An 18105-nucleotide genomic window follows, 5' to 3' on the forward strand; every position below is an offset into this window, starting at 1 on the left:
CCACGTCGTAACGGCTTGTAAAAGTAACCGTTAACTTTTGCAAGAGCGGCTCGGACTGTGGCGAAAATGCCGCGCGCGCCCAACAAAAAACCCGCCGAAAGGCGGGTTTTTCTTGGAACAGGCGCTGGTTTAACGCTTGTTGACGGCGTCCTTGAACGCCTTGCCAGCCGTGAACTTGACCGTCTTGGCTGCCGGGATCTTGATGGTTTCGCCCGTCTTCGGGTTGCGGCCCGTACGTGCTGCGCGCTTGCCCGAACCGAAGCTGCCGAAGCCGATCAGCTGAACCGCATCACCCTTCGACACGGCCTTCTTGATGACTTCGAGCAGCGTGTCCAGCGTTTCGCCGGTTTGAGCCTTGCTGGCGCCCGTTTGGGCGGCGACGGCGTCGATCAGTTCCTGTTTGTTCATTAAGGTTCCTTTATCAGGTTAGGTTGACACGAACAGCGCGAACGCGCCGATTATACGTGCGCGAACCGTGCCGTCGAGAGTCAGACTCCGACGGCACAGCGCCGAATCCTGGCCCGCGCGACGCGCCCTCCGGCTTGCCGGCGGCCACCCCGCGGTACGGCGTTGCTATGATAGCGCAGCGCAAACCCAATAACGACAAGGGTTTCAAAGATTTTCATCGGTATTTCGCCGAATGAATCGTCGATTGCCCGTTTTTTGACCTGCGCCAACCGGACAGGATACGCAGCGCGGTCCGCCCGTGCGCCGCCCCGTTGCCCTTTTCCAACGGCCGGTCGGACGGCTCCGCGCAATCCCTTGCCAGGCTTGGCTGCCACGTTTTTTGTTTCGCATGCCCGACCGACTTGTACCCGCCACGCTCGCGCCTCGCGACGACGGCACGCTCGTCTCGCCCGAGTTCGGCGAGCTCCATCGCAGTGCGTCAGGCGCGCTCGCGCATCACGCGTTCATCGCGGAAAACGGGCTGCCGGCTCGCTGGCGACAGCGTCGCACCTTCACGATCGTCGCGACGGAATTCGGCACGGGCGCCGGCTTCCTCGCGACCTGGGCCGCGTGGCGCGACGATCCGTCGCGCTGCGAGCGGCTCCATTTCGTCGCGGTCGAACCGCATCCGTTTTCGCGCGAAGACCTGCGTCGCGCGGTTTCCAATATCGTTGCGAACACAACCATATCCGCGGATGCCGATGCATTGATCGACGCATGGCCGATGCTCGTGCCCGGCCTGCACCGGCTCGAATTCGACGAAGGGCGCGTGGTGCTCACGCTCGCCTTCGGCGATACGGCCGACATGCTGAAGAAGCTGGTCGTGCGGGCCGACGCGTTCTACCTCGACGGCGCCGCGTCATCGACCGACGTGATCCGCGCGCTCGCGAAGATGGCCGGCGACGCCGCGACGTTTGCAACGCGTGCACGTTCCGACGAGATGAAGCACGCACTCGGCGAAACAGGTTTCATTTTTCGCGAAGTCGACGATCGGCTCGTCGGCGAATATGCGCCGCGCTGGCGCGCGCGCCGGCACGAACCGCCGCGCGCGCTGGCGGTTGCCACGCGTCGCGCGCTGGTGATCGGCGCGGGCCTGGCCGGTTGCGCGGTCGTCGAACGCCTGGCCGCGCGCGGCTGGGACGTCACGCTGATCGAGCGGCACGAACGGATCGCGAGCGAAGCATCGGGCAATCCGGCCGGCGTATTCCATCCGCTGATGACGCGCGACGACAACGTCGCGAGCCGCCTCACGCGCAGCGGCTTCCTGCACGCGATCGCACGCTGGCGCGCACTCGAACGCGCGGGTCATGCGTTCGCGCGCAGCACGCACGGCATGATTCATCTCGCCGAATCGGCCGGCGACTTCGCGCGGATGCGCGACGCATTCGACGCGTTCGGCGCGCCGTCCGACTATGTGACGCTGCTCGATGCCGACGCCGCGCGTGCGCATCTGAACCTGCCGGTCGCACATGGCGGCCTGCTGTTTCCGCACGGCGGCGCCGTCTGGCCGGCCGCGCTGTGCGCGGCGCAGTACGCGGCGGCCGGCGAGCGCGTACGCCTGCTTGCCTCCACCGGCGTCGCGCGGCTCGAGCGGCACGGCGATGCATGGCACGCGCTCGACGATACGGGTGCGACGCTCGCCGAAGCGCCCGTCGTCGTGCTCGCGAACGCGGGCGACGCCGCGCGTCTTGCCGGGCTGCAGCATGTCGCGCTGCAGCCGGTACGCGGCCAGCTCACGCTGCTGCCGCCGGGCACCACGGCGCCGCTGCCGTGCCCGACGATCGGCGACGGATATGCGGTGCCGCTCGACGACGGCACGCTGCTGATCGGCGCCACGTTCGAGCCCGACGACGTCGATCCGGCGATGCGCGCGGCCGGTCACGTTGAAAACCTCGATCGTGTGCGGCACCTGCTGCCCGGCCTGATCGGCGAGCTGCCGGATCCCGCCACGCTGCGCGGCCGCGTCGCATTCCGCTGGGTCGTCGGGGACCGCCTGCCGCTCTTCGGCCCGCTGGCCGACGAAACGCGAGCGCTCGCGAACGCCCGCGCGCTGGGCGGTGCGCAGGCACGCGATTTGCCGCGTACGCCCGGCCTCTACGGCGCATTCGGCTTCGGCTCGCGCGGCCTCGTGTGGGCCGCGCTCGGCGCCGAACTGATCGCATCGCAACTCGAAGGCGAACCCTGGCCGCTCGAGCGCGAACTCGCCGACGCCGTCGACCCCGCACGCTTCCTGATCCGCGCACTGCGCGCACGCCGCGTCGGCTCCGCCGGCTGACCGGCACGCGAATCGCGCACAGTCTCCCGATTTTTTCGCGCAAGGTTATCCACGCCACGCTGTGGATAACCGCGCGGAATCCGCACGCACTTCGTGTGTAATCACAGTGGACGTAAACTGGGCAACTCCGCACAGCTGTGCAACGGCCCGAAAGTTGCTCAACTCAAACGACTGTGCACGAACAGCCTGTGCAACCGGTTATGGTTTCGCCAACGCCTTGATCCGTCAGCGTAAACCGAAGTTATCCACAGAACTGTGCGTCCTTTGTTAACTTCTACTACGTATATATACAAGCAAACCTTTGAAACCAAAGACCTGTGGTGCCGCACAGCGCCGCGAGTCGATTCAATCGGTTCCGGAACGAAAAAGCTGTGGCACAATCGGTTTCCTTCGCGTTCGTCCGGCCAGGCGCCGGACATGCTTCAATGGAACGGTCCGCACGATTTCGAATCTGAATCTTCGAGACTGCGCAGTCCGTTCACACATCAGGCCGACAATCCAGATCGGCAACCTGAACGACGTTCCGCCCTGTGGCGGAACAGGCGGATCCCATGTCCCGCCGTCGTCGACCACAACAATCACATTCGGGGCGATACCCAGCCGGCGCGCATCCATTTCTGACGCTTGACCCCGCGTCGCTGGCGGTTGCTTCCAAAGGAGAAGTCACCACGATGAAGTCGGCGTTCTCATTCCTGCCCAACTGGCCGCTCGCGCCGGATGCCGTGTTCTGGGCCGGGCTCGCGTTGTTCGCGGCCGGCCTGTGCGGCGAGCTGTGCTACCGCGCGTGGCGTCTGCCGCGCATCACCGGTTATGCGGTGATCGGTCTCATTGCCGGTTCGTTCGGATTCGGCGTGATCGATACCAGCACCGACGAAACGTCGCGGCTGCTGATGGATGTCGCGCTCGGCCTGCTGCTGTTCGAACTCGGCAGCCGCCTCGACCTGCGCTGGATCCGGCGCAATCCGTGGCTCGTCGCGTCGAGCCTCGCCGAAGCCACGCTGACGTTCGTGCTCGTGCTGTTCGTGATGCTCGCGCTCGGCGTGTCGGGGATGGTCGCGCTCGTGCTGTCGGCGATCGCGATCGCGACGTCGCCGTCGATGGTGATCCAGCTCAAGACCGAACTGCGCGCGGAAGGGCAGGTGTCGCAACGACTCATCACGCTCACCGCGCTCAACAGCGTGTACGCGATCGTGCTGACCAAGCTCGTGACGAGCTGGCTTCACCAGGAAGCGTACGGCAACGTGTTCGCGACGATCCTGCAACCCGTGTACCTGATCGCCGGCTCGTTCATCGTCGCGTATCTCGTCGCGCGTTCGTGCAACTACCTGTTCCGCCACATGACCGCGACGATGCGCGACGAGCATTCGTTCGTCGCGCTGTTCGGGCTCGTGATGCTCGCGATCGCGGTCGCACAGGCGTTGAAGCTGTCGACGCTGCTCACACTGCTGCTCGCCGGCATCATCGTGAAGAACCTCGAGGCGCGGCCGCAGCTGTGGCCCGAGCATTTCGGCACGGCCGGCTGGCTGCTGACGGTGGTCCTGTTCGTGCTGACGCTCACGTCGTTCACGTGGGGCGACATCGCGCTCGGCGGGCTGCTCGCGATCGTGCTGATCGTCACGCGGCTCGTCGCGAAGCTGGCCGGCGTCGTTGCGTTCGCGAAGCCGAGCGGCCTCGGGATGAAGCAGGGCATTGCGCTCGGCATCGCGCTGACGCCGATGTCCGCGCTGTCGTACCTGCTCGTCGACGACACGTACCAGCTCTACCCGAATTTCGACCCGCACCTGCGCGCGATCGTGATGTGCTCGATCGTGATCCTGCAGCTCGTGATCCCGTTCGTCGTCTACCGCTGCCTGTCGGCGGTCGGCGAACGCAGCGACAGCAACTGATTCCGGAACCTGCCATGGCACTCGAAACCTTCGTCAATTCCGAACCGTTCACGTTCGGCGTCGAACTGGAGATCCAGGTCGTCAACACGCACAACTACGACCTGACCAAGGCGGCATCCGACCTGATGCGCCTGATCCAGGGCGAGACCTTTCCGGGCAACATCACGCCGGAAATCACCGAGAGCATGATCGAGCTGTCGACCGGCATCTGCCATTCGCACGAGCAGGCCGTCAGCGAGCTGCATGCGATCCGCGACGTGCTCGTGAAGGCGGCCGACCAGCTCAACGTCGGGCTGGCCGGCGGCGGCACGCATGCGTTCCAGCAATGGAGCGACCGGCAGATCTACGACGCGCCGCGCTTCCAGTACATCTCCGAGCTGTACGGCTATCTGGCGAAGCAGTTCACGGTGTTCGGCCAGCACGTGCACATCGGCTGTCCCGATGCGGACAGCGCGCTGTTCCTGCTGCACTCGATGTCGCGCTTCATTCCGCACTTCATCGCACTGTCCGCGTCGTCGCCGTTCGTGCAGAACGTCGACACGGGCTTCCATTCGGCACGCCTGAATTCGGTGTTCGCGTTCCCGCTGTCGGGCCGCGCGCCGTTCGTGCTGACCTGGGACAGCTTCGAGGAGTACTTCACGAAGATGGTGAACACGGGCGTCGTCAACTCGATGAAGGATTTCTACTGGGACATCCGCCCGAAGCCCGGCTTCGGCACGATCGAGGTGCGCGTGATGGACACGCCGCTGTCGGTCGACCGCGCCGCGGCGATCGCCTGCTACATCCAGACGCTCGCGCGCTACCTGCTGACCGACCGGCCGCTGAAGCTGTCGGAGGACGACTACCTCGTCTACACGTTCAACCGTTTCGAAGCGTGCCGCTTCGGGCTCGAGGGCACGTGCGTGAATCCTCAGACGGGTGAACGCCGCACGATCGCGGAAGACATCCTCGACACGCTCGACCGGATCGCGCCGCATGCGGCCGCGCTCGGCTCGCGCGCGGCGCTCGACGAGATCGGCGCGCTCGCGAAAGCCCGCGTGAACGACGCATCGTGGTTGAGAACCGTTTTCAAACAGGAAAAATCGCTGAACGAGACGGTCCGGCAGCAGTGCTTACGTTGGCGTGAGTGAAAAAATGTTTTGCAGATTGCAGGCTCGACCGCGTCGCGATTCGCTGAATGACGGTTGGCGCCATGTCCGGCCGAAATCGGTGCCGGTCGTCCTGAAAATCTGTGGATAACCTAATATTCCGCTGCAAAGTCAATGATCTGTGCGCGGGATAACCCGGTGGATCAATGCCATTCGACCGATGGCCGATCCGAACAGGAAAATGCTGGCGCGCCCCGTTGCGCGGGCGCGCGGCATTGCGGGCACAACGAAAAATTTCAGTTATCCAGTGATTTTCCACAGAATGCAGGGGATAACTTAGCTGTGCGATTTTCCGCTCTCGCTTAGAATGTCGGCTTTGCGGACACCGGAACGGCGTGTGTCATTCCGGTCGCCGCGAACGCGACCGCCGCGTGTGCCTCGTGACGGCCGTGATGACGCACTCGAGAGAGCGCGTTTGTTTTGAGATAGACATTCGATCTCCACACTACGGCCGCTCGGCAATCCGGGCGGCGGCAAAGCGAAAAGACTATGAGCGAAGGCGTTTACGGGAACCAGGCTTCGGGACGTGTGACCCACAGCCTGCTGCGGTTGAGCACGGCCATGCGGAGCCAGGCATGGGATTGGGCGGAAGGCGCTGGCCTCACGCCGACGCAGGGCGAGATTCTCGTGCTGCTGCTGCAGCGCAAGGGCCCGATGCGGCTCGGCGAGATCGCGCGCGAGACGCAGCTCACCGCGGCGACCACGAGCGATGCGGTCAGCACGCTCGAGACGAAGGGGCTCGTCGAGAAGCGCCGTGCGCTGGACGACGGCCGTGCACTGGCCGTGCGCCTGTCGGCGCGTGGCCGTACGGCCGCGAAGAAGGCGCTGCAATGGCCTGAATTCCTGACGAAAGCGGTCGGCAAGCTCGGCGCGGACGAGCAGGGCACGCTGTACCGCGCGCTGCTGAAGACGCTGCGCGAGCTGCAGGTGGCCGGTGCGACGCCGCCGCAGCGCATGTGCCTGACGTGCGCGCATTTCCAGCCGGGCAAGCTGTCGAAGAAGACCGTGCATCACTGCGCGGCGCTCGACATCTCGATGTCGGACAGCGATCTGCGTCTCGACTGCTCGGTGCAGGAAGAAGCCGACGCGGCGACGCAGAAGAAGACCTGGAAGATTTTCGCAGGCTGACGTCCGTCGATCGACCGGGAGGCCGATGATGAACGCTGAAGTCGTGGCGATCCGCCATGTGCATTTCGAGGATCTCGGGAGCTTCGAGCAGGTGCTCGGCGAACGGGGGAGGCGGGTGCGTTATGTCGACGTCGGATCGTCGCGGGTCGAGGTGCTCAACGTGCTGGAGCCGTCGCTGTTGGTCGTGCTCGGCGGGCCGATCAGCGTGTACGACGATGCGCAGTATCCGTCGATCGCGCCGCTCCTGGCGCTCGTCCGGCAGCGCATCGACGCGGGGCTGCCGATCCTCGGCATCTGCCTCGGCGCGCAGTTCATCGCGCGGGCGCTCGGCGCACGTGTCTATCCGGCCGCGCAGCACGAACTCGGCTGGGCGCCGCTGGCGCTCACCGATGCCGGCCGCGCGTCGCCGCTGCGTCACCTCGATGGCGCGGCGACGTCGATGCTCCATTGGCACGGCGATACGTTCGACCTGCCGGGCGGGGCAATCCATCTCGCGTCGACACCGGCGTGCCGCCACCAGGCATTCGCGTGGGGGCAGCACGTGCTGGCGCTGCAATGCCACCCGGAAATCCGCACCGACCGCTTCGAACCCTGGCTGATCGCGAACGCCGGTGAAATCGCGGCGACGCCCGGCATCGACGCGCGCCGGTTGCGTGCCGATACGGTGCAGCACGGCCCCGTGCTCGAAACGGCCGCGCGGCGCATGTTCGCGGAGTGGCTCGACAGCGTCGGGCTATAGCGCCGCGGGCGGCTCCGCCCGCCGCGAAGGTCTGGCCCGGCCCGCATCCGTCGCAGGCCGGCGCACTGCCGTACGCCCCGCATTTTCCGCATCGCCGGCACGCTGCTGCCGGCCGTACCTGACCATCCGCTTACTGCCGGTTGCGCCGTCTGCACGCTTCCAGCCTGCGTGCTACGCTCGTCCGCTCTTTCCCTTTCCTGGCGAGCGGCTTCCATGACTGCGCTGTTTTCTCCGTTCACGCTGCGCGGCGTGACCCTTCCGAACCGGATCGTGATCTCCCCGATGTGCCAGTACTCGGCCGAACGCGGCGAAGCGACCGACTGGCACATGATTCACCTCGGCCATCTCGCGCTGTCGGGCGCCGGGCTGCTCTGCATCGAGGCGACCGCGGTCGAACCCGACGGGCGCATCACGCACGCCGACCTCGGCCTCTGGGACGACGTGACCGAAGCCGCGCTGAAACCGGTACTGGCCGCGATCCGCAAGCATTCGCCGGTGCGCATCGCGATGCAGTTGTCGCATGCGGGACGCAAGGCGTCGAGCGCGGTGCCGTGGGAGGGCGGGCAACTGGTATCGGTCGCCGACGGCGGCTGGTTGCCGCACGGCCCGTCGGCCGTGCCGCACAAGGACGGCGAGACGCCGCCGCTCGCGCTCGATGCCGCGGGCCTGAACCGCATCCGCGAGGCCTTCGCCGCGTCGGCGAAGCGTGCGGCGCGGCTCGGCATCGATGCGATCGAAGTGCATGCGGCGCATGGCTACCTGCTGCACCAGTTTCTGTCGCCGCTCGCGAACCGGCGTACCGACGAATACGGCGGCTCGCTCGAAAACCGGATGCGTTTTCCGCTCGAGATCTTCGAGATCGTGCGTGCCGCGTTTCCGGAGGACCGGCCGGTCGGCGTACGCGTGTCCGCGACCGACTGGGTCGAAGGCGGCTGGGAGCTCGACGATACGATCGCGTTCGCCCACGCGCTGAAACAGCGCGGCTGCGACTGGATCGACGTGTCGTCCGGCGGCGTGTCGCCGCTGCAGAAGATCCCGCTGTCGCCCGGTTACCAGGTGCCGTTCGCGCAGGCGGTGAAGCGCGCGGTCGGCATGCCGACGATAGCGGTGGGCCTGATCAACGAGCCCGAGCATGCGAACCGGTTGATCGAGGCCGGCGATGCCGACCTCGTCGCGATGGCGCGCGCGATGCTGTACGACCCGCGCTGGCCGTGGCACGCGGCGGCCGAGCTCGGCGCGCAGGTGACGGCGCCGCCGCAATACTGGCGTTCGCAGCCGCGCGAGCACAAGGCGTTGTTCGGCGACATCGCATTCGGCCAGCGTTGAGCGTTCCGCATGCAATATTGCGTGCGATGTTGAACGAAGCAATCGTGAACGTGTAGGATGCGGGTGATCCGCCGCATGCCCCGACGCGGCACCACCCGGTGCCGCGTTTTCGTTTGGCGCGACGCCGGGCCGCGATCGCGGCCGCTTCCATTCAAGTCGTCTTCACAAGGATTCGTTCGATGAGTTCACGCAGGATCGCGGTGCGCCGCTCGGGAGTACACGGCAAGGGCGTGTTCGCCGTGGCGCCGATCAAGGCCGGCGAGCGCGTAGTGGAATACAAGGGCGAGCGAATCTCGTGGAAGGAAGCGCTGCGCCGCCACCCGCACGACCCGAGCGAGCCGAACCATACGTTCTACTTCGCACTCGACGAAGGCGGCGTGATCGACGGCAAGATCGACGGCAACAGCGCGCGCTGGATCAACCATTCGTGCGCGCCGAACTGCGAGGCCGAGGAAGTCAAAGGGCGCGTGTTCATTCACGCGCTGCGCGACATCGGGCCGGAAGAGGAGCTGTTCTACGACTACGGCCTCGTGATCGATGCGAAGCTGACGAAGAAGCTCAAGCGCGAATACGCGTGCCACTGCGGCGCGGTGTCATGTCGCGGCACGCTGCTCGCGACGTCGGACGAAGGCGGGAAGAAGAAAAAGAAGAAGGACAGGAAGGACGGCAAGTCCGAGTCGAAGCCGAAGGACAAGAAGAGCAAGAAGTAAGACAGGCGGCGGCGCACCTAGCGCCGCCGCTGTCGTTCGGGCCCCGGGGCGGCGGGTCGCTCGCCGCGAATCGCTCAGTGCGTCGACGCCGCCGCCGGCGTTTCGCTGGCCGGCTTCTCCGGATGCGCGGCGAGCGGCACCCTCACCACGAAGCGCGAACCGCCGTCGGGCGCATCCTCGTACGACACGGTGCCGCCATGCATCGCGATGATGTCGTGCACGATCGCGAGCCCAAGCCCGGCACCCGTCTCGACGCCGTTGCCGCTTTGCGCGTCGCCGCGGAAGAAGCGCTTGAACAGGTCGGCCTGCTGGTTCGCGGGCACGCCGGGGCCGTTGTCTTCCACGACGATCTCGGCGGCCGGCTGGCCGTCCTCGAGCGCGCTGCGCGCGACGTTCACCGTGATCCGCGCACCGTCCGGCCGGGCAAGCGGCACGTATTTCAGCGCATTGTCGAGCAGGTTCGCGATCACCTCGCGCAGCAGCACGGGGTTGCCGCGCACGGTCAGCTTCTCGTCGTCGTCCGCGCCGTCGGCGCGCTGGAAACCGAGATCGACGTGCGACGCGAGGGCACGCGGCACCCATTCGGCACCCGTCTCGAACGCCATCGCCGCGAGGTCGACATCGACGAAGCGTGCGGCCTGCTCACCCGGTTCCGCGCGGGCAAGCGACAGCAACTGGTTGGACAGCCGCACCGCACGGTCGGCGGCCGCACGCAGTTCGCGCACCGCCGCATAGGTCTGATGCGGATCGCGCGCGACGGCGGCCTGTTCCGCATGCAGTTTCACGGCCGTGAGCGGCGTGCGCAACTGGTGCGCGGCGTCGGCGATGAACTTGCGCTGCGCGTCCAGCGCGGTCTTCAGGCGGCCAAGCAGCGCGTTCATCGCGCTCGTCAGCGGCCGGATCTCCAGCGGCACCTCGGTTTCGTCGACCGGTTCCAGCGACGTGTGGGTCTGCCGGTTCAGCGAATCGGCGAGATGCGTGAGCGGGCCCAACTGCTGGTTCACGACGCGCCACACGATGCCCCAGCCCGCGAGCAGCAGCAGCAACAGGGGCATCATGATCGCGACGAGGAATTCGGCCGCGATCCGGTAGCGGTGCCGCACCGGCTGCGCGACTTCGACGACCATCGGCTTGCCGCCCTCAACGTTGTCGACACGCACCTGCGCGACGCGCACCGCGCGGTTGTCGTACTCCGCCTCGAACACGTACGCGTGATGCATGCGGCGCACGTTGATGCCCTGCAGCGGCAGTTTCGGATCGCCGGCGAGTTCCTGCTCGCCGTCGCTGATCCGGTAGATCAGCGCTTCGGCGGGATCGGAGAACATCGCCTGCGCGAGCGGCGGCACCGTGAACGGCGCGTCGGGGCCGGCGATCTGGATCTGTTTGGAGATGGCGGTGGCGAGATCGGCGAGCGAGCGGTCGATCACGTGCTGCGTGTACTGCCACGCGAGCCAGTAGGCGATCAGGCCGCTCATCAGCGCGAGCATCGACAGCGGGGCGGCGAGGCGCCGGAGCAGCGAACGGCGCAGGCTGGTGGTCACAGCCGGATCAGGAGACATTTCGACGGGCAAATGGATAAGCGCCGCTCACGGGGAGCGGCGCGGTCGTACGCCGGGCGGCGCAACGGAGCGGGCGGCGCACACGCCGGCGACACCTGGCCGGCCGGCATGCGGCGCCGCTCAGACGCTCGCCGTCTGGCGGATTTCCTGCAGCAGGTAGCCGAAGCCGCGCACCGTGACGATTTCGACACGGCACTGCTCGAGTTTCTTGCGCACCCGGTGCACGTAGACTTCGATCGCGGTGTCGCCGAGATCGCCGCCGAAGTGCGTGAGGTGATCTTGCAGCTGGGCCTTGCTGACGACGCGGCCGTGACGCAGCAGCAGCATCTCGAGCACCGCGAATTCGCGCGGCGACAGCTCGAGCGGCTTGTCGTCGTTGAAGATGCGGCGGTCGACGCCCGACAGGCGGACGCCGCCGAGCGACACTTCCGGCCGCGGCATGTCGCTGTGCGGGCCGCTGCGGCGCATCACCGCGCGGATGCGCGCCTCGAGCTCGGCCGGCTCGAACGGCTTGAGCATGTAATCGTCGGCACCGGAGTTCAGGCCCTGGATCCGGTCGTTCAGCTCGTCGCGTGCGGTCAGCACGATCACGGGCGTGTGGCGGTTGGTCTGGCGGAAACGCGTGAGCAGCGTCATCCCGTCGATGCCCGGCAGGCCGAGGTCGAGGATCACGAGTTCGTGGCGGTTCTGTGCCAGCGCCTGTTCGGCAAAGATGCCGTCATGCACCATGTCGACGGTGAAGCCAGCCTGCTCGAGGCTGCTCTGGATGCCGCGTGCGATGGGGCGGTCGTCTTCGATCAGAAGGAGTCGCATGAAGTTCGCTCAAGTACAATGGGTTGGCGGTTCAGGCACGCGGACAGCACGACGCCGTTTCCACAGGGGCGCCGCCTTACCTGACAATCAAGCATGGCGGCCAGCGAACGATTAAATCCAATCATGTCCGATATTTCGATCCACGACCTAGAAGCCGCGATCAATTTCTGGCGCGCCCGCTCGCCGTCGAGCGGCGACGAACTCAAACTCTGCGAAGAGGCCAGCGCGCTCTCCAAGCCGTATGCGCTGCTGATTGTACAGCGCGAAAGCGCGTTGCAACTGGAAGGTTTGGACCCCAAGGCACGGAAAGCGTATGAGACTTACGTGCGCCTTAAGGATGGCTTGGAAAGCTGAAGGCTTTCGCTGAGTACATCCTAGAAAACGTTCATCGAAATGAAAAGTTGACGCGCCGCGCACCAAAAGACGCGCGGCGGTAGAGGAAAGCGTCAGGCGGACGGTTGCGCGTGCGCGCCGGCGCGGTCGATGAACAGCGCGAGTTCGATGTCGCGTTCGGTCAGGCCGTCGGCGTCGTGGGTCGACAGCGTGACGTCGACGCGGTTGTACACGTTGAACCATTCCGGATGGTGGTTCATTTCCTGCGCCTTGATCGCGACGCGCGTCATGAAGCCGAACGCTTCGTTGAAATCGGCGAAGCGCAGGCTGCGCTGGATGGCGTCGCGGCCCGGCACGGCCGTCCAGAGCGGCAGGCCTGCGAGCCGGGTCTTGCGTTCTTCTGATGTGAGCTTGTGGATCATCTTGCACCTCTCGTTCGGTAACGGCGCCCGCGCGCGGCTGCGCCGCGCGGCACGGCCGGCGCCGTTCATTGTTTCATAGTTGCGGGAAGGGTGACGGGCACCGGCCTCGGCGCCCGGGCGTGTCACGCGTCGGCGTCGTCGGGCCAGCCTTCGCCCGTGCCGAGGTGCAGCACGCGATCGCTATCGAGCACCGCGCCGGCCGCGAATTCGGGCAGCGCCGCGAGCCGGTCGGCCAGCGCACGGCCGTCGACGCCGGCGAGCGCGAACAGCTGCGCGAAATCGTCGATCACGAAGTAGGTCTTCTGGAACGTGTCGATCCGGTACTTCGTGCGCATCACGCGCTCGAGGTCGAAACCGAGCCGGTTCGGCGCCGCGCTTTCGAGGCTGTACAGGCTTTCGCCCTTGCTCGACACGATCCCGGCGCCGTAGATCGACAGCCCGTTCGGGCCGCGCGGATCGCGGATCAGCCCGAATTCCACCGTATACCAGTAGAGCCGTGCGAGCCGCGCCAGCGCGGCCTCGTCGTCGGCGACCGCGAGCGCGGTGCGGCCGTACGCCTGCATGTAGTCGGCGAACACCGGGTCGATCAGCAGCGGCACGTGGCCGAACAGGTCGTGGAAGCAGTCGGGTTCCTGCAGGTAGTCGAGCTGGTCGGGCCGGCGCATCCACCAGGTGACCGGGAAACGGCGGTTCGCGAGATGCTCGAAGAACACGCGGTCGGGCACGAGGCCCGGCACCGCGACGATCTCCCAGCCGGTCGCGGGCTTCAGCTGGCGGTTCACGTCGGCGAACGACGGCACGCGGTCGGCCGGCAGGTCGATCTTGCCGAGCCCGGCGACGAACGCGTCGCACGCGCGCCCGCGCAGCAGCGCCGACTGGCGCGCATAGAGCTGCTTCCACACCGCGTGGTCGACCTGGCCGTAGCGCCGCAGCGGCTGGTCGATGGTGAAATCGGCGCGGGTTTCGAGGCCCGCGTCGAACTGCTCCTGCAGTTTCGCGGTGACGACGGTGGACATGATCAGGCTCTGCACGCTGGGGTGGGTAACCATGCAAGTGTAGAGCGGGCCGCGCGCGGAAAGGGCGCATCGTTGGCGCTGATTTGATGATTGATGCGATAATCGTGCATCAAATCATGAATCAATGCGGAGAATGCTCATGCTGGAACTCGATCACTTCGATCTCGCGCTGCTGGACGTGCTGCAGCGCTTCGGTCGCGCGACGCATCAGCAGCTCGGCGAGGAGGTGCCGCTGTCGCCGTCGCAGATCGGCCGGCGGCTGCAGCGGCTCGAGGCGGCCGGCGTGATCGAAGGCTATCGCGTGATGCTTCGCCCGGAAAGGCTCGGGCTCGGCGTCACCGCGTTCACGAGCCTGAAGCTCAAGCACCACGGCGATTCGATCATCGAGCAGTTCCAGCAGCAGATCGACGTGCTGCCCGAAGTGCTCGAATGCCACGCGGTGGTGGGCGATGCCGACTACCTGCTGCGGATCGTCGCGCCCGACCTGAACGCGCTGTCGCAGTTCGTGATGAAGAAGCTGATGCGCGTGCCGGGCGTCGACAGCGTGCGCTCGAACATCGTGCTGACGACCTTCAAGCGCAACGGCGCGCTGCCGCTCGCGCACCTGGCGCCCGGCGCCGCATGACGCAATGACGCAATGACGCAATGATGGGGCGGCGGCAGGGCTGAAGGCGGGCCGCGCTGCGCGGCCGCCGAAGGGCCGGATCAGGCCGTTTCGTGCTGCGTATCGGCGTTCAGCAGGTCGACGTACGCGACCGCGACGAGATCGTCCTGCGCCACGCCGAGCTTCGCGAACACGTCGTGCGCTTCGGCTTCGCCGCCGGCCTCGTCGTCGTCCGGGCCAAGCACGACTTCCAGTTCGATGAAATCGCCGAGGCCGTCGACGCGGTCGAGATGGATGCGCGTGCGACCCGCAAGGTACACGTGCCGTTCCTTCGTCACGATCCCGCGGGTGGTCAGCGCGGTCGCGAGCAGCGCGTGCATCGCGTCGGGGTTCGTCACCGGGCTGCGCGTGTAGTACGACGCCTTCGGGCCGTCGCGGTCGTCGCGCTGGTAGAAGATCAGTTCGGCCGGCGTGCCGTCCTCGAAACGGCGCAGCTTGAGCCGGCCGCGCGGCACGTCGTAGAAGAAATCCTGCTGGCGGTAGAACAGCGGCGCTTCGGTCGCGAGCTTGGCAGCCTGTTCGCGCAGCCGGTCGAATTCGCGGGCGCGGGCTTTGATCTCGATGTTGCGGGCCATGCGGGTCTCCTTCAATCGGGGTCTCGCGGTGTGCGAACGCACAATCTAGCAAAAACGCGAAGACGATGGCGTGACCGCCGGTGTGGCGGGATGACGCGTGCGGGCCGTCACGCCACCTTCATCAGCACGGCTCATATCGCCCACTGGGCCTCGATCAGCCGCAGCGCGGCCGCGATCGCCGGTTCGTCACGCCGCTCGGCGAGCGTCACGAACGTCAGCTCGGTCGGCACCGTCACGCCTTCGACGATCGTCAGCGCGTGGGCGTGCGCTTCGGCCAGTGCGGTCGAGTCGCGCGCGAGCGTCAGTCCGATCCCCGATTTGACGAGGTCGAGCATCGACTGCTCCTGGTCGACCTCGGCGACCTTCACCGGCTGCGCGCCGGCGTTGGCGAAGCGCCGCGACAGCAGCCGGTGGTGCGCGGACGCCGGCGGCGTCCAGATCCACGGCAGCGCGGCGAGCGCGCGCCAGTCGTGCGCGCGCTGCACGCGTTCCTTCCAGCCGGCTGGCGCGAGCACGCGGTACTGGAAATGCGTGAGCGTGACGGTGTGGAACAGTGCGCCGTCGAGCGAATCGTCCTCGCCCGGCCGGCCGATGTAGTAGCCGACATCGAGCGCCCGCGTGCGCACCTGTTCGATCACCCAGCCCGACATCCCGTGCCGCAGCGCCGTCTCGATCTGCGGATGGGTCTCGACCAGCGCGCGCAGGAAGCCGCCGAGCCGCAGGAAACCCGGATCGAGGATCGTGCCGATCCGCAGCCGGCCGCGCACTTCGTGCCGCAGCGCGGCAGCGGCGCGCTGCACGTCGGCGGCCGCGGCGAGCGCGCGTTCCGCATGCGGCAGCAGTGTCTGGCCGTCGCGCGTGAGCGCGAGCCCGCGCGACGTGCGCGTGAACAGCGTGACGCCGAGCGTCTCCTGCAGATGCTTGATCTGCAGGCTGACGGCCGGCTGTGTCACGTGCAGCTGCGCGGCGGCGCGCGTCAGGTTGCCTTCGCGCGCGACCGTCGCGAACGCGCGGAGCAGGGTGAGATCCATCGTCGTGATATGAGCGTGGCTTATAACGCGGTTCAGCATAACTCATTGGATCGGCTGCCGACCGCGGGAGTACGCTTGCTCGGGTCATGGTGTGCGCGGCCGCCTGCATGGCCCGCGACGCACTATGCTGAAAATGCGCGCGGCATCGCGCCGCGCGGCGCACAACAAGGAAGAAGGGGACACGCCGTGAGTACTCCACGTACGCTCGAAGGCGAATTCGATTACGTGATCGTCGGCGCTGGCACCGCGGGCTGCGTGCTCGCGAACCGCCTGACCGAGGATCCCGACATCCGCGTCCTGCTGCTGGAAGCCGGCGGCAAGGACGACTATCACTGGATCCATATTCCGGTCGGCTATCTGTACTGCATCGGCAACCCGCGCACCGACTGGCTGTACAAGACGCAACCCGAGGCGGCGCTCAACGGGCGCGCGCTGTCGTATCCGCGCGGCCGCGTGCTCGGCGGCTGCTCGTCGATCAACGGGATGATCTACATGCGCGGCCAGCGCGAGGATTACGACAGCTGGGCCGAGGCCACCGGCGACGCCGGCTGGTCGTGGGACAGCGTGCTGCCGATCTTCAAGCGCAGCGAGGATCACCATGCGGGCGCGAGCGACGCGCACGGCGCGGGCGGCTACTGGCGCGTCGAGAAGCAGCGTCTGCGCTGGGAGATCCTCGAATCGTTCGCGCAGGCCGCACAGCAGTCCGGCATCCCCGCGACCGACGATTTCAACCGCGGCGACAATACCGGGGTCGGCTATTTCGAGGTGAACCAGAAGCGCGGCGTGCGCTGGAATACGTCGAAGGCGTTCCTGCGGCCCGCGATGGCGCGGCCGAACCTGACCGTGATCACCGGCGCGCAGGCGCAGCGCGTGATCTTCGACGGGCGGCGCGCCGTCGGCGTCGAGTATCGCGGCGGCGGCACCGACTACGTCGCGCGGGCCCTCGCGGAAGTGCTGCTGACGTCCGGCGCGGTGAATTCGCCGCAGCTGCTCGAGCTGTCGGGAATCGGCGACGGCCGGCGATTGCAGGCGCTCGGCATCGACGTCGTGCAGGATCTGCCGGGCGTCGGCGAAAACCTGCAGGATCATCTGCAGTTGCGGATGGCGTTTCGCGTCGAAGGCGTGCGCACGCTCAACACGCTGTCCGCGCACTGGTGGGGCAAGCTGATGATCGGCGCCGAATATGCGTTGCTGCAGCGCGGGCCGATGTCGATGGCGCCGTCGCAGCTCGGCGCATTCGCGAAATCGGATCCGGACGATCCCGCGCTCACGCGCCCCGATCTCGAATACCACGTGCAGCCGTTGTCGCTCGAACGCTTCGGCGAACCGCTGCACAGCTTCAACGCATTCACGGCGTCGGTGTGTCATCTGCGGCCGACCTCGCGTGGCAGCGTGCACGTCACGAGCGCCGATCCGGGCATCGCGCCGGCGATCGCGCCGAACTATCTGTCGACCGATCACGATCGCCATGTCGCCGCGAACGCGCTGCGCCTGACGCGCCGGATCGCGTCCGCGCCGGCGCTCGCGCGCTATCGTCCCGCGGAAATCCTGCCGGGCACGCAATACCGGAGCGAAGCCGAGCTGATCGAGGCGGCCGGCGCCGTCGGCACGACGATCTTCCATCCGGTCGGCACCTGCCGGATGGGACGGGCCGACGACGAACGCGCGGTGGTCGACAGCCGGTTGCGCGTACGCGGCATCGCCGGGCTGCGGATCGTCGACGCGTCGGTGATGCCGTTCATCACGTCGGGCAACACCAATTCGCCGACGCTGATGATCGCCGAGCGCGCGAGCGACATGATCCGCGCCGATCGCCGCGCGGCGCGCGAGGCGACGCCGGTGCGAACCGACGCTGCGGCGTCGGTTGCGTGACAGCCCGCTGACGCGCGCGTCAGCGGGCCGTCATGCACGCGGCCGCTGATTCGCTATGCGAAACAAGCCGTCGCCGCGGCCGCGCGAGCGGCACGATCCATGCTCGATGCAGGCCGCGCAGTCGCGCGGCTTGTTTCATCGCGCGTGCCGGGTGTGGCGGA

The 18105-nt window shown here is 67.0% G+C and carries 17 protein-coding genes; 10 read left to right on the plus strand and 7 right to left on the minus strand.

Annotated features, from left to right (window positions below):
* Positions 1-129: 129 nt before the first annotated feature.
* A complete protein-coding gene (locus tag WJ12_RS00370) occupies positions 130-408 on the minus strand; it encodes an HU family DNA-binding protein (RefSeq protein WP_006401505.1) in 279 nt (92 codons plus the stop codon).
* Positions 409-796: 388 nt separating this feature from the next.
* Between WJ12_RS00370 and mnmC the strand changes: the two genes are divergently transcribed.
* The 7 genes from mnmC to WJ12_RS00405 all read left to right on the plus strand — a co-directional run bounded on the left by mnmC (position 797) and on the right by WJ12_RS00405 (position 9659).
* Complete coding sequence (gene mnmC, locus WJ12_RS00375; RefSeq protein WP_059559497.1) at positions 797-2722, plus strand: bifunctional tRNA (5-methylaminomethyl-2-thiouridine)(34)-methyltransferase MnmC2/FAD-dependent 5-carboxymethylaminomethyl-2-thiouridine(34) oxidoreductase MnmC1; 1926 nt, start codon at positions 797-799, stop codon at positions 2720-2722.
* Between the two features lie 671 nt (positions 2723-3393).
* On the plus strand, positions 3394-4608 hold the full coding sequence (locus WJ12_RS00380) for a cation:proton antiporter (protein ID WP_059559494.1): 1215 nt from the start codon (positions 3394-3396) through the stop codon (positions 4606-4608).
* A gap of 14 nt (positions 4609-4622) precedes the next feature.
* A complete protein-coding gene (locus tag WJ12_RS00385; RefSeq protein ID WP_034188192.1) occupies positions 4623-5738 on the plus strand; it encodes a YbdK family carboxylate-amine ligase in 1116 nt (371 codons plus the stop codon).
* Between the two features lie 507 nt (positions 5739-6245).
* Positions 6246-6884, plus strand: a complete 639-nt coding sequence (locus tag WJ12_RS00390) for a MarR family winged helix-turn-helix transcriptional regulator (RefSeq protein WP_034188191.1) — start codon at positions 6246-6248, stop codon at positions 6882-6884.
* 28 nt (positions 6885-6912) lie between these two features.
* Positions 6913-7623 carry a glutamine amidotransferase gene (locus WJ12_RS00395; RefSeq protein ID WP_059559551.1) on the plus strand — a complete coding sequence of 237 codons (711 nt, stop codon included), beginning with the start codon at positions 6913-6915 and terminating at the stop codon, positions 7621-7623.
* Between the two features lie 213 nt (positions 7624-7836).
* A complete protein-coding gene (locus WJ12_RS00400; protein WP_034188190.1) occupies positions 7837-8949 on the plus strand; it encodes an NADH:flavin oxidoreductase/NADH oxidase in 1113 nt (370 codons plus the stop codon).
* A gap of 179 nt (positions 8950-9128) precedes the next feature.
* Positions 9129-9659 carry an SET domain-containing protein gene (locus tag WJ12_RS00405; RefSeq protein ID WP_034188189.1) on the plus strand — a complete coding sequence of 177 codons (531 nt, stop codon included), beginning with the start codon at positions 9129-9131 and terminating at the stop codon, positions 9657-9659.
* Between the two features lie 74 nt (positions 9660-9733).
* Here the strand turns inward: WJ12_RS00405 and WJ12_RS00410 are convergent, their stop codons facing one another.
* Positions 9734-11218: a sensor histidine kinase gene (locus WJ12_RS00410; protein WP_034188188.1), complete on the minus strand. Its 1485-nt coding sequence runs from the start codon at positions 11216-11218 to the stop codon at positions 9734-9736.
* 120 nt (positions 11219-11338) lie between these two features.
* On the minus strand, positions 11339-12031 hold the full coding sequence (locus WJ12_RS00415; RefSeq protein WP_006401494.1) for a response regulator: 693 nt from the start codon (positions 12029-12031) through the stop codon (positions 11339-11341).
* A gap of 123 nt (positions 12032-12154) precedes the next feature.
* Here WJ12_RS00415 and WJ12_RS00420 point away from each other — a divergent pair, with 123 nt between their 5' ends.
* Entirely contained in the window at positions 12155-12385 is a 231-nt protein-coding gene (locus WJ12_RS00420; RefSeq protein ID WP_006401493.1) for a DUF3717 domain-containing protein, read from the plus strand.
* Between the two features lie 92 nt (positions 12386-12477).
* Here the strand turns inward: WJ12_RS00420 and WJ12_RS00425 are convergent, their stop codons facing one another.
* Both WJ12_RS00425 and phhA read right to left on the minus strand, forming a co-directional pair.
* Positions 12478-12786, minus strand: coding sequence for a 4a-hydroxytetrahydrobiopterin dehydratase (locus WJ12_RS00425; protein ID WP_034188253.1), 309 nt, complete (start codon positions 12784-12786; stop codon positions 12478-12480).
* A 122-nt stretch (positions 12787-12908) separates the two neighbouring features.
* Complete coding sequence (gene phhA / locus WJ12_RS00430; RefSeq protein WP_082744737.1) at positions 12909-13835, minus strand: phenylalanine 4-monooxygenase; 927 nt, start codon at positions 13833-13835, stop codon at positions 12909-12911.
* Between the two features lie 106 nt (positions 13836-13941).
* Here phhA and WJ12_RS00435 point away from each other — a divergent pair, with 106 nt between their 5' ends.
* Positions 13942-14427 carry an Lrp/AsnC family transcriptional regulator gene (locus WJ12_RS00435; RefSeq protein ID WP_034188251.1) on the plus strand — a complete coding sequence of 162 codons (486 nt, stop codon included), beginning with the start codon at positions 13942-13944 and terminating at the stop codon, positions 14425-14427.
* 80 nt (positions 14428-14507) lie between these two features.
* On the opposite strand, the gene WJ12_RS00440 is transcribed toward WJ12_RS00435, so the two are convergent.
* Positions 14508-15041, minus strand: coding sequence for a class IV adenylate cyclase (locus WJ12_RS00440; protein WP_034188187.1), 534 nt, complete (start codon positions 15039-15041; stop codon positions 14508-14510).
* Between the two features lie 131 nt (positions 15042-15172).
* A complete protein-coding gene (locus tag WJ12_RS00445) occupies positions 15173-16072 on the minus strand; it encodes a LysR family transcriptional regulator (protein WP_059559492.1) in 900 nt (299 codons plus the stop codon).
* Positions 16073-16258: 186 nt separating this feature from the next.
* Between WJ12_RS00445 and WJ12_RS00450 the strand changes: the two genes are divergently transcribed.
* Complete coding sequence (locus WJ12_RS00450; protein WP_059559489.1) at positions 16259-17944, plus strand: GMC family oxidoreductase; 1686 nt, start codon at positions 16259-16261, stop codon at positions 17942-17944.
* Positions 17945-18105: the final 161 nt, after the last annotated feature.

The organism is Burkholderia seminalis (genome assembly GCF_001718535.1).
GTDB lineage: Bacteria > Pseudomonadota > Gammaproteobacteria > Burkholderiales > Burkholderiaceae > Burkholderia > Burkholderia seminalis.

Coding starts and splice junctions, on each gene's coding strand:
- WJ12_RS00370 (WP_006401505.1), bottom strand. CDS start 408: ATGAACAAACAGGAACTGATCGACGCCGTCGCCGCCCAAACGGGCGCC.
- mnmC (WP_059559497.1), top strand. CDS start 797: ATGCCCGACCGACTTGTACCCGCCACGCTCGCGCCTCGCGACGACGGC.
- WJ12_RS00380 (WP_059559494.1), top strand. CDS start 3,394: ATGAAGTCGGCGTTCTCATTCCTGCCCAACTGGCCGCTCGCGCCGGAT.
- WJ12_RS00385 (WP_034188192.1), top strand. CDS start 4,623: ATGGCACTCGAAACCTTCGTCAATTCCGAACCGTTCACGTTCGGCGTC.
- WJ12_RS00390 (WP_034188191.1), top strand. CDS start 6,246: ATGAGCGAAGGCGTTTACGGGAACCAGGCTTCGGGACGTGTGACCCAC.
- WJ12_RS00395 (WP_059559551.1), top strand. CDS start 6,913: ATGAACGCTGAAGTCGTGGCGATCCGCCATGTGCATTTCGAGGATCTC.
- WJ12_RS00400 (WP_034188190.1), top strand. CDS start 7,837: ATGACTGCGCTGTTTTCTCCGTTCACGCTGCGCGGCGTGACCCTTCCG.
- WJ12_RS00405 (WP_034188189.1), top strand. CDS start 9,129: ATGAGTTCACGCAGGATCGCGGTGCGCCGCTCGGGAGTACACGGCAAG.
- WJ12_RS00410 (WP_034188188.1), bottom strand. CDS start 11,218: ATGTCTCCTGATCCGGCTGTGACCACCAGCCTGCGCCGTTCGCTGCTC.
- WJ12_RS00415 (WP_006401494.1), bottom strand. CDS start 12,031: ATGCGACTCCTTCTGATCGAAGACGACCGCCCCATCGCACGCGGCATC.
- WJ12_RS00420 (WP_006401493.1), top strand. CDS start 12,155: ATGTCCGATATTTCGATCCACGACCTAGAAGCCGCGATCAATTTCTGG.
- WJ12_RS00425 (WP_034188253.1), bottom strand. CDS start 12,786: ATGATCCACAAGCTCACATCAGAAGAACGCAAGACCCGGCTCGCAGGC.
- phhA (WP_082744737.1), bottom strand. CDS start 13,835: ATGGTTACCCACCCCAGCGTGCAGAGCCTGATCATGTCCACCGTCGTC.
- WJ12_RS00435 (WP_034188251.1), top strand. CDS start 13,942: ATGCTGGAACTCGATCACTTCGATCTCGCGCTGCTGGACGTGCTGCAG.
- WJ12_RS00440 (WP_034188187.1), bottom strand. CDS start 15,041: ATGGCCCGCAACATCGAGATCAAAGCCCGCGCCCGCGAATTCGACCGG.
- WJ12_RS00445 (WP_059559492.1), bottom strand. CDS start 16,072: ATGGATCTCACCCTGCTCCGCGCGTTCGCGACGGTCGCGCGCGAAGGC.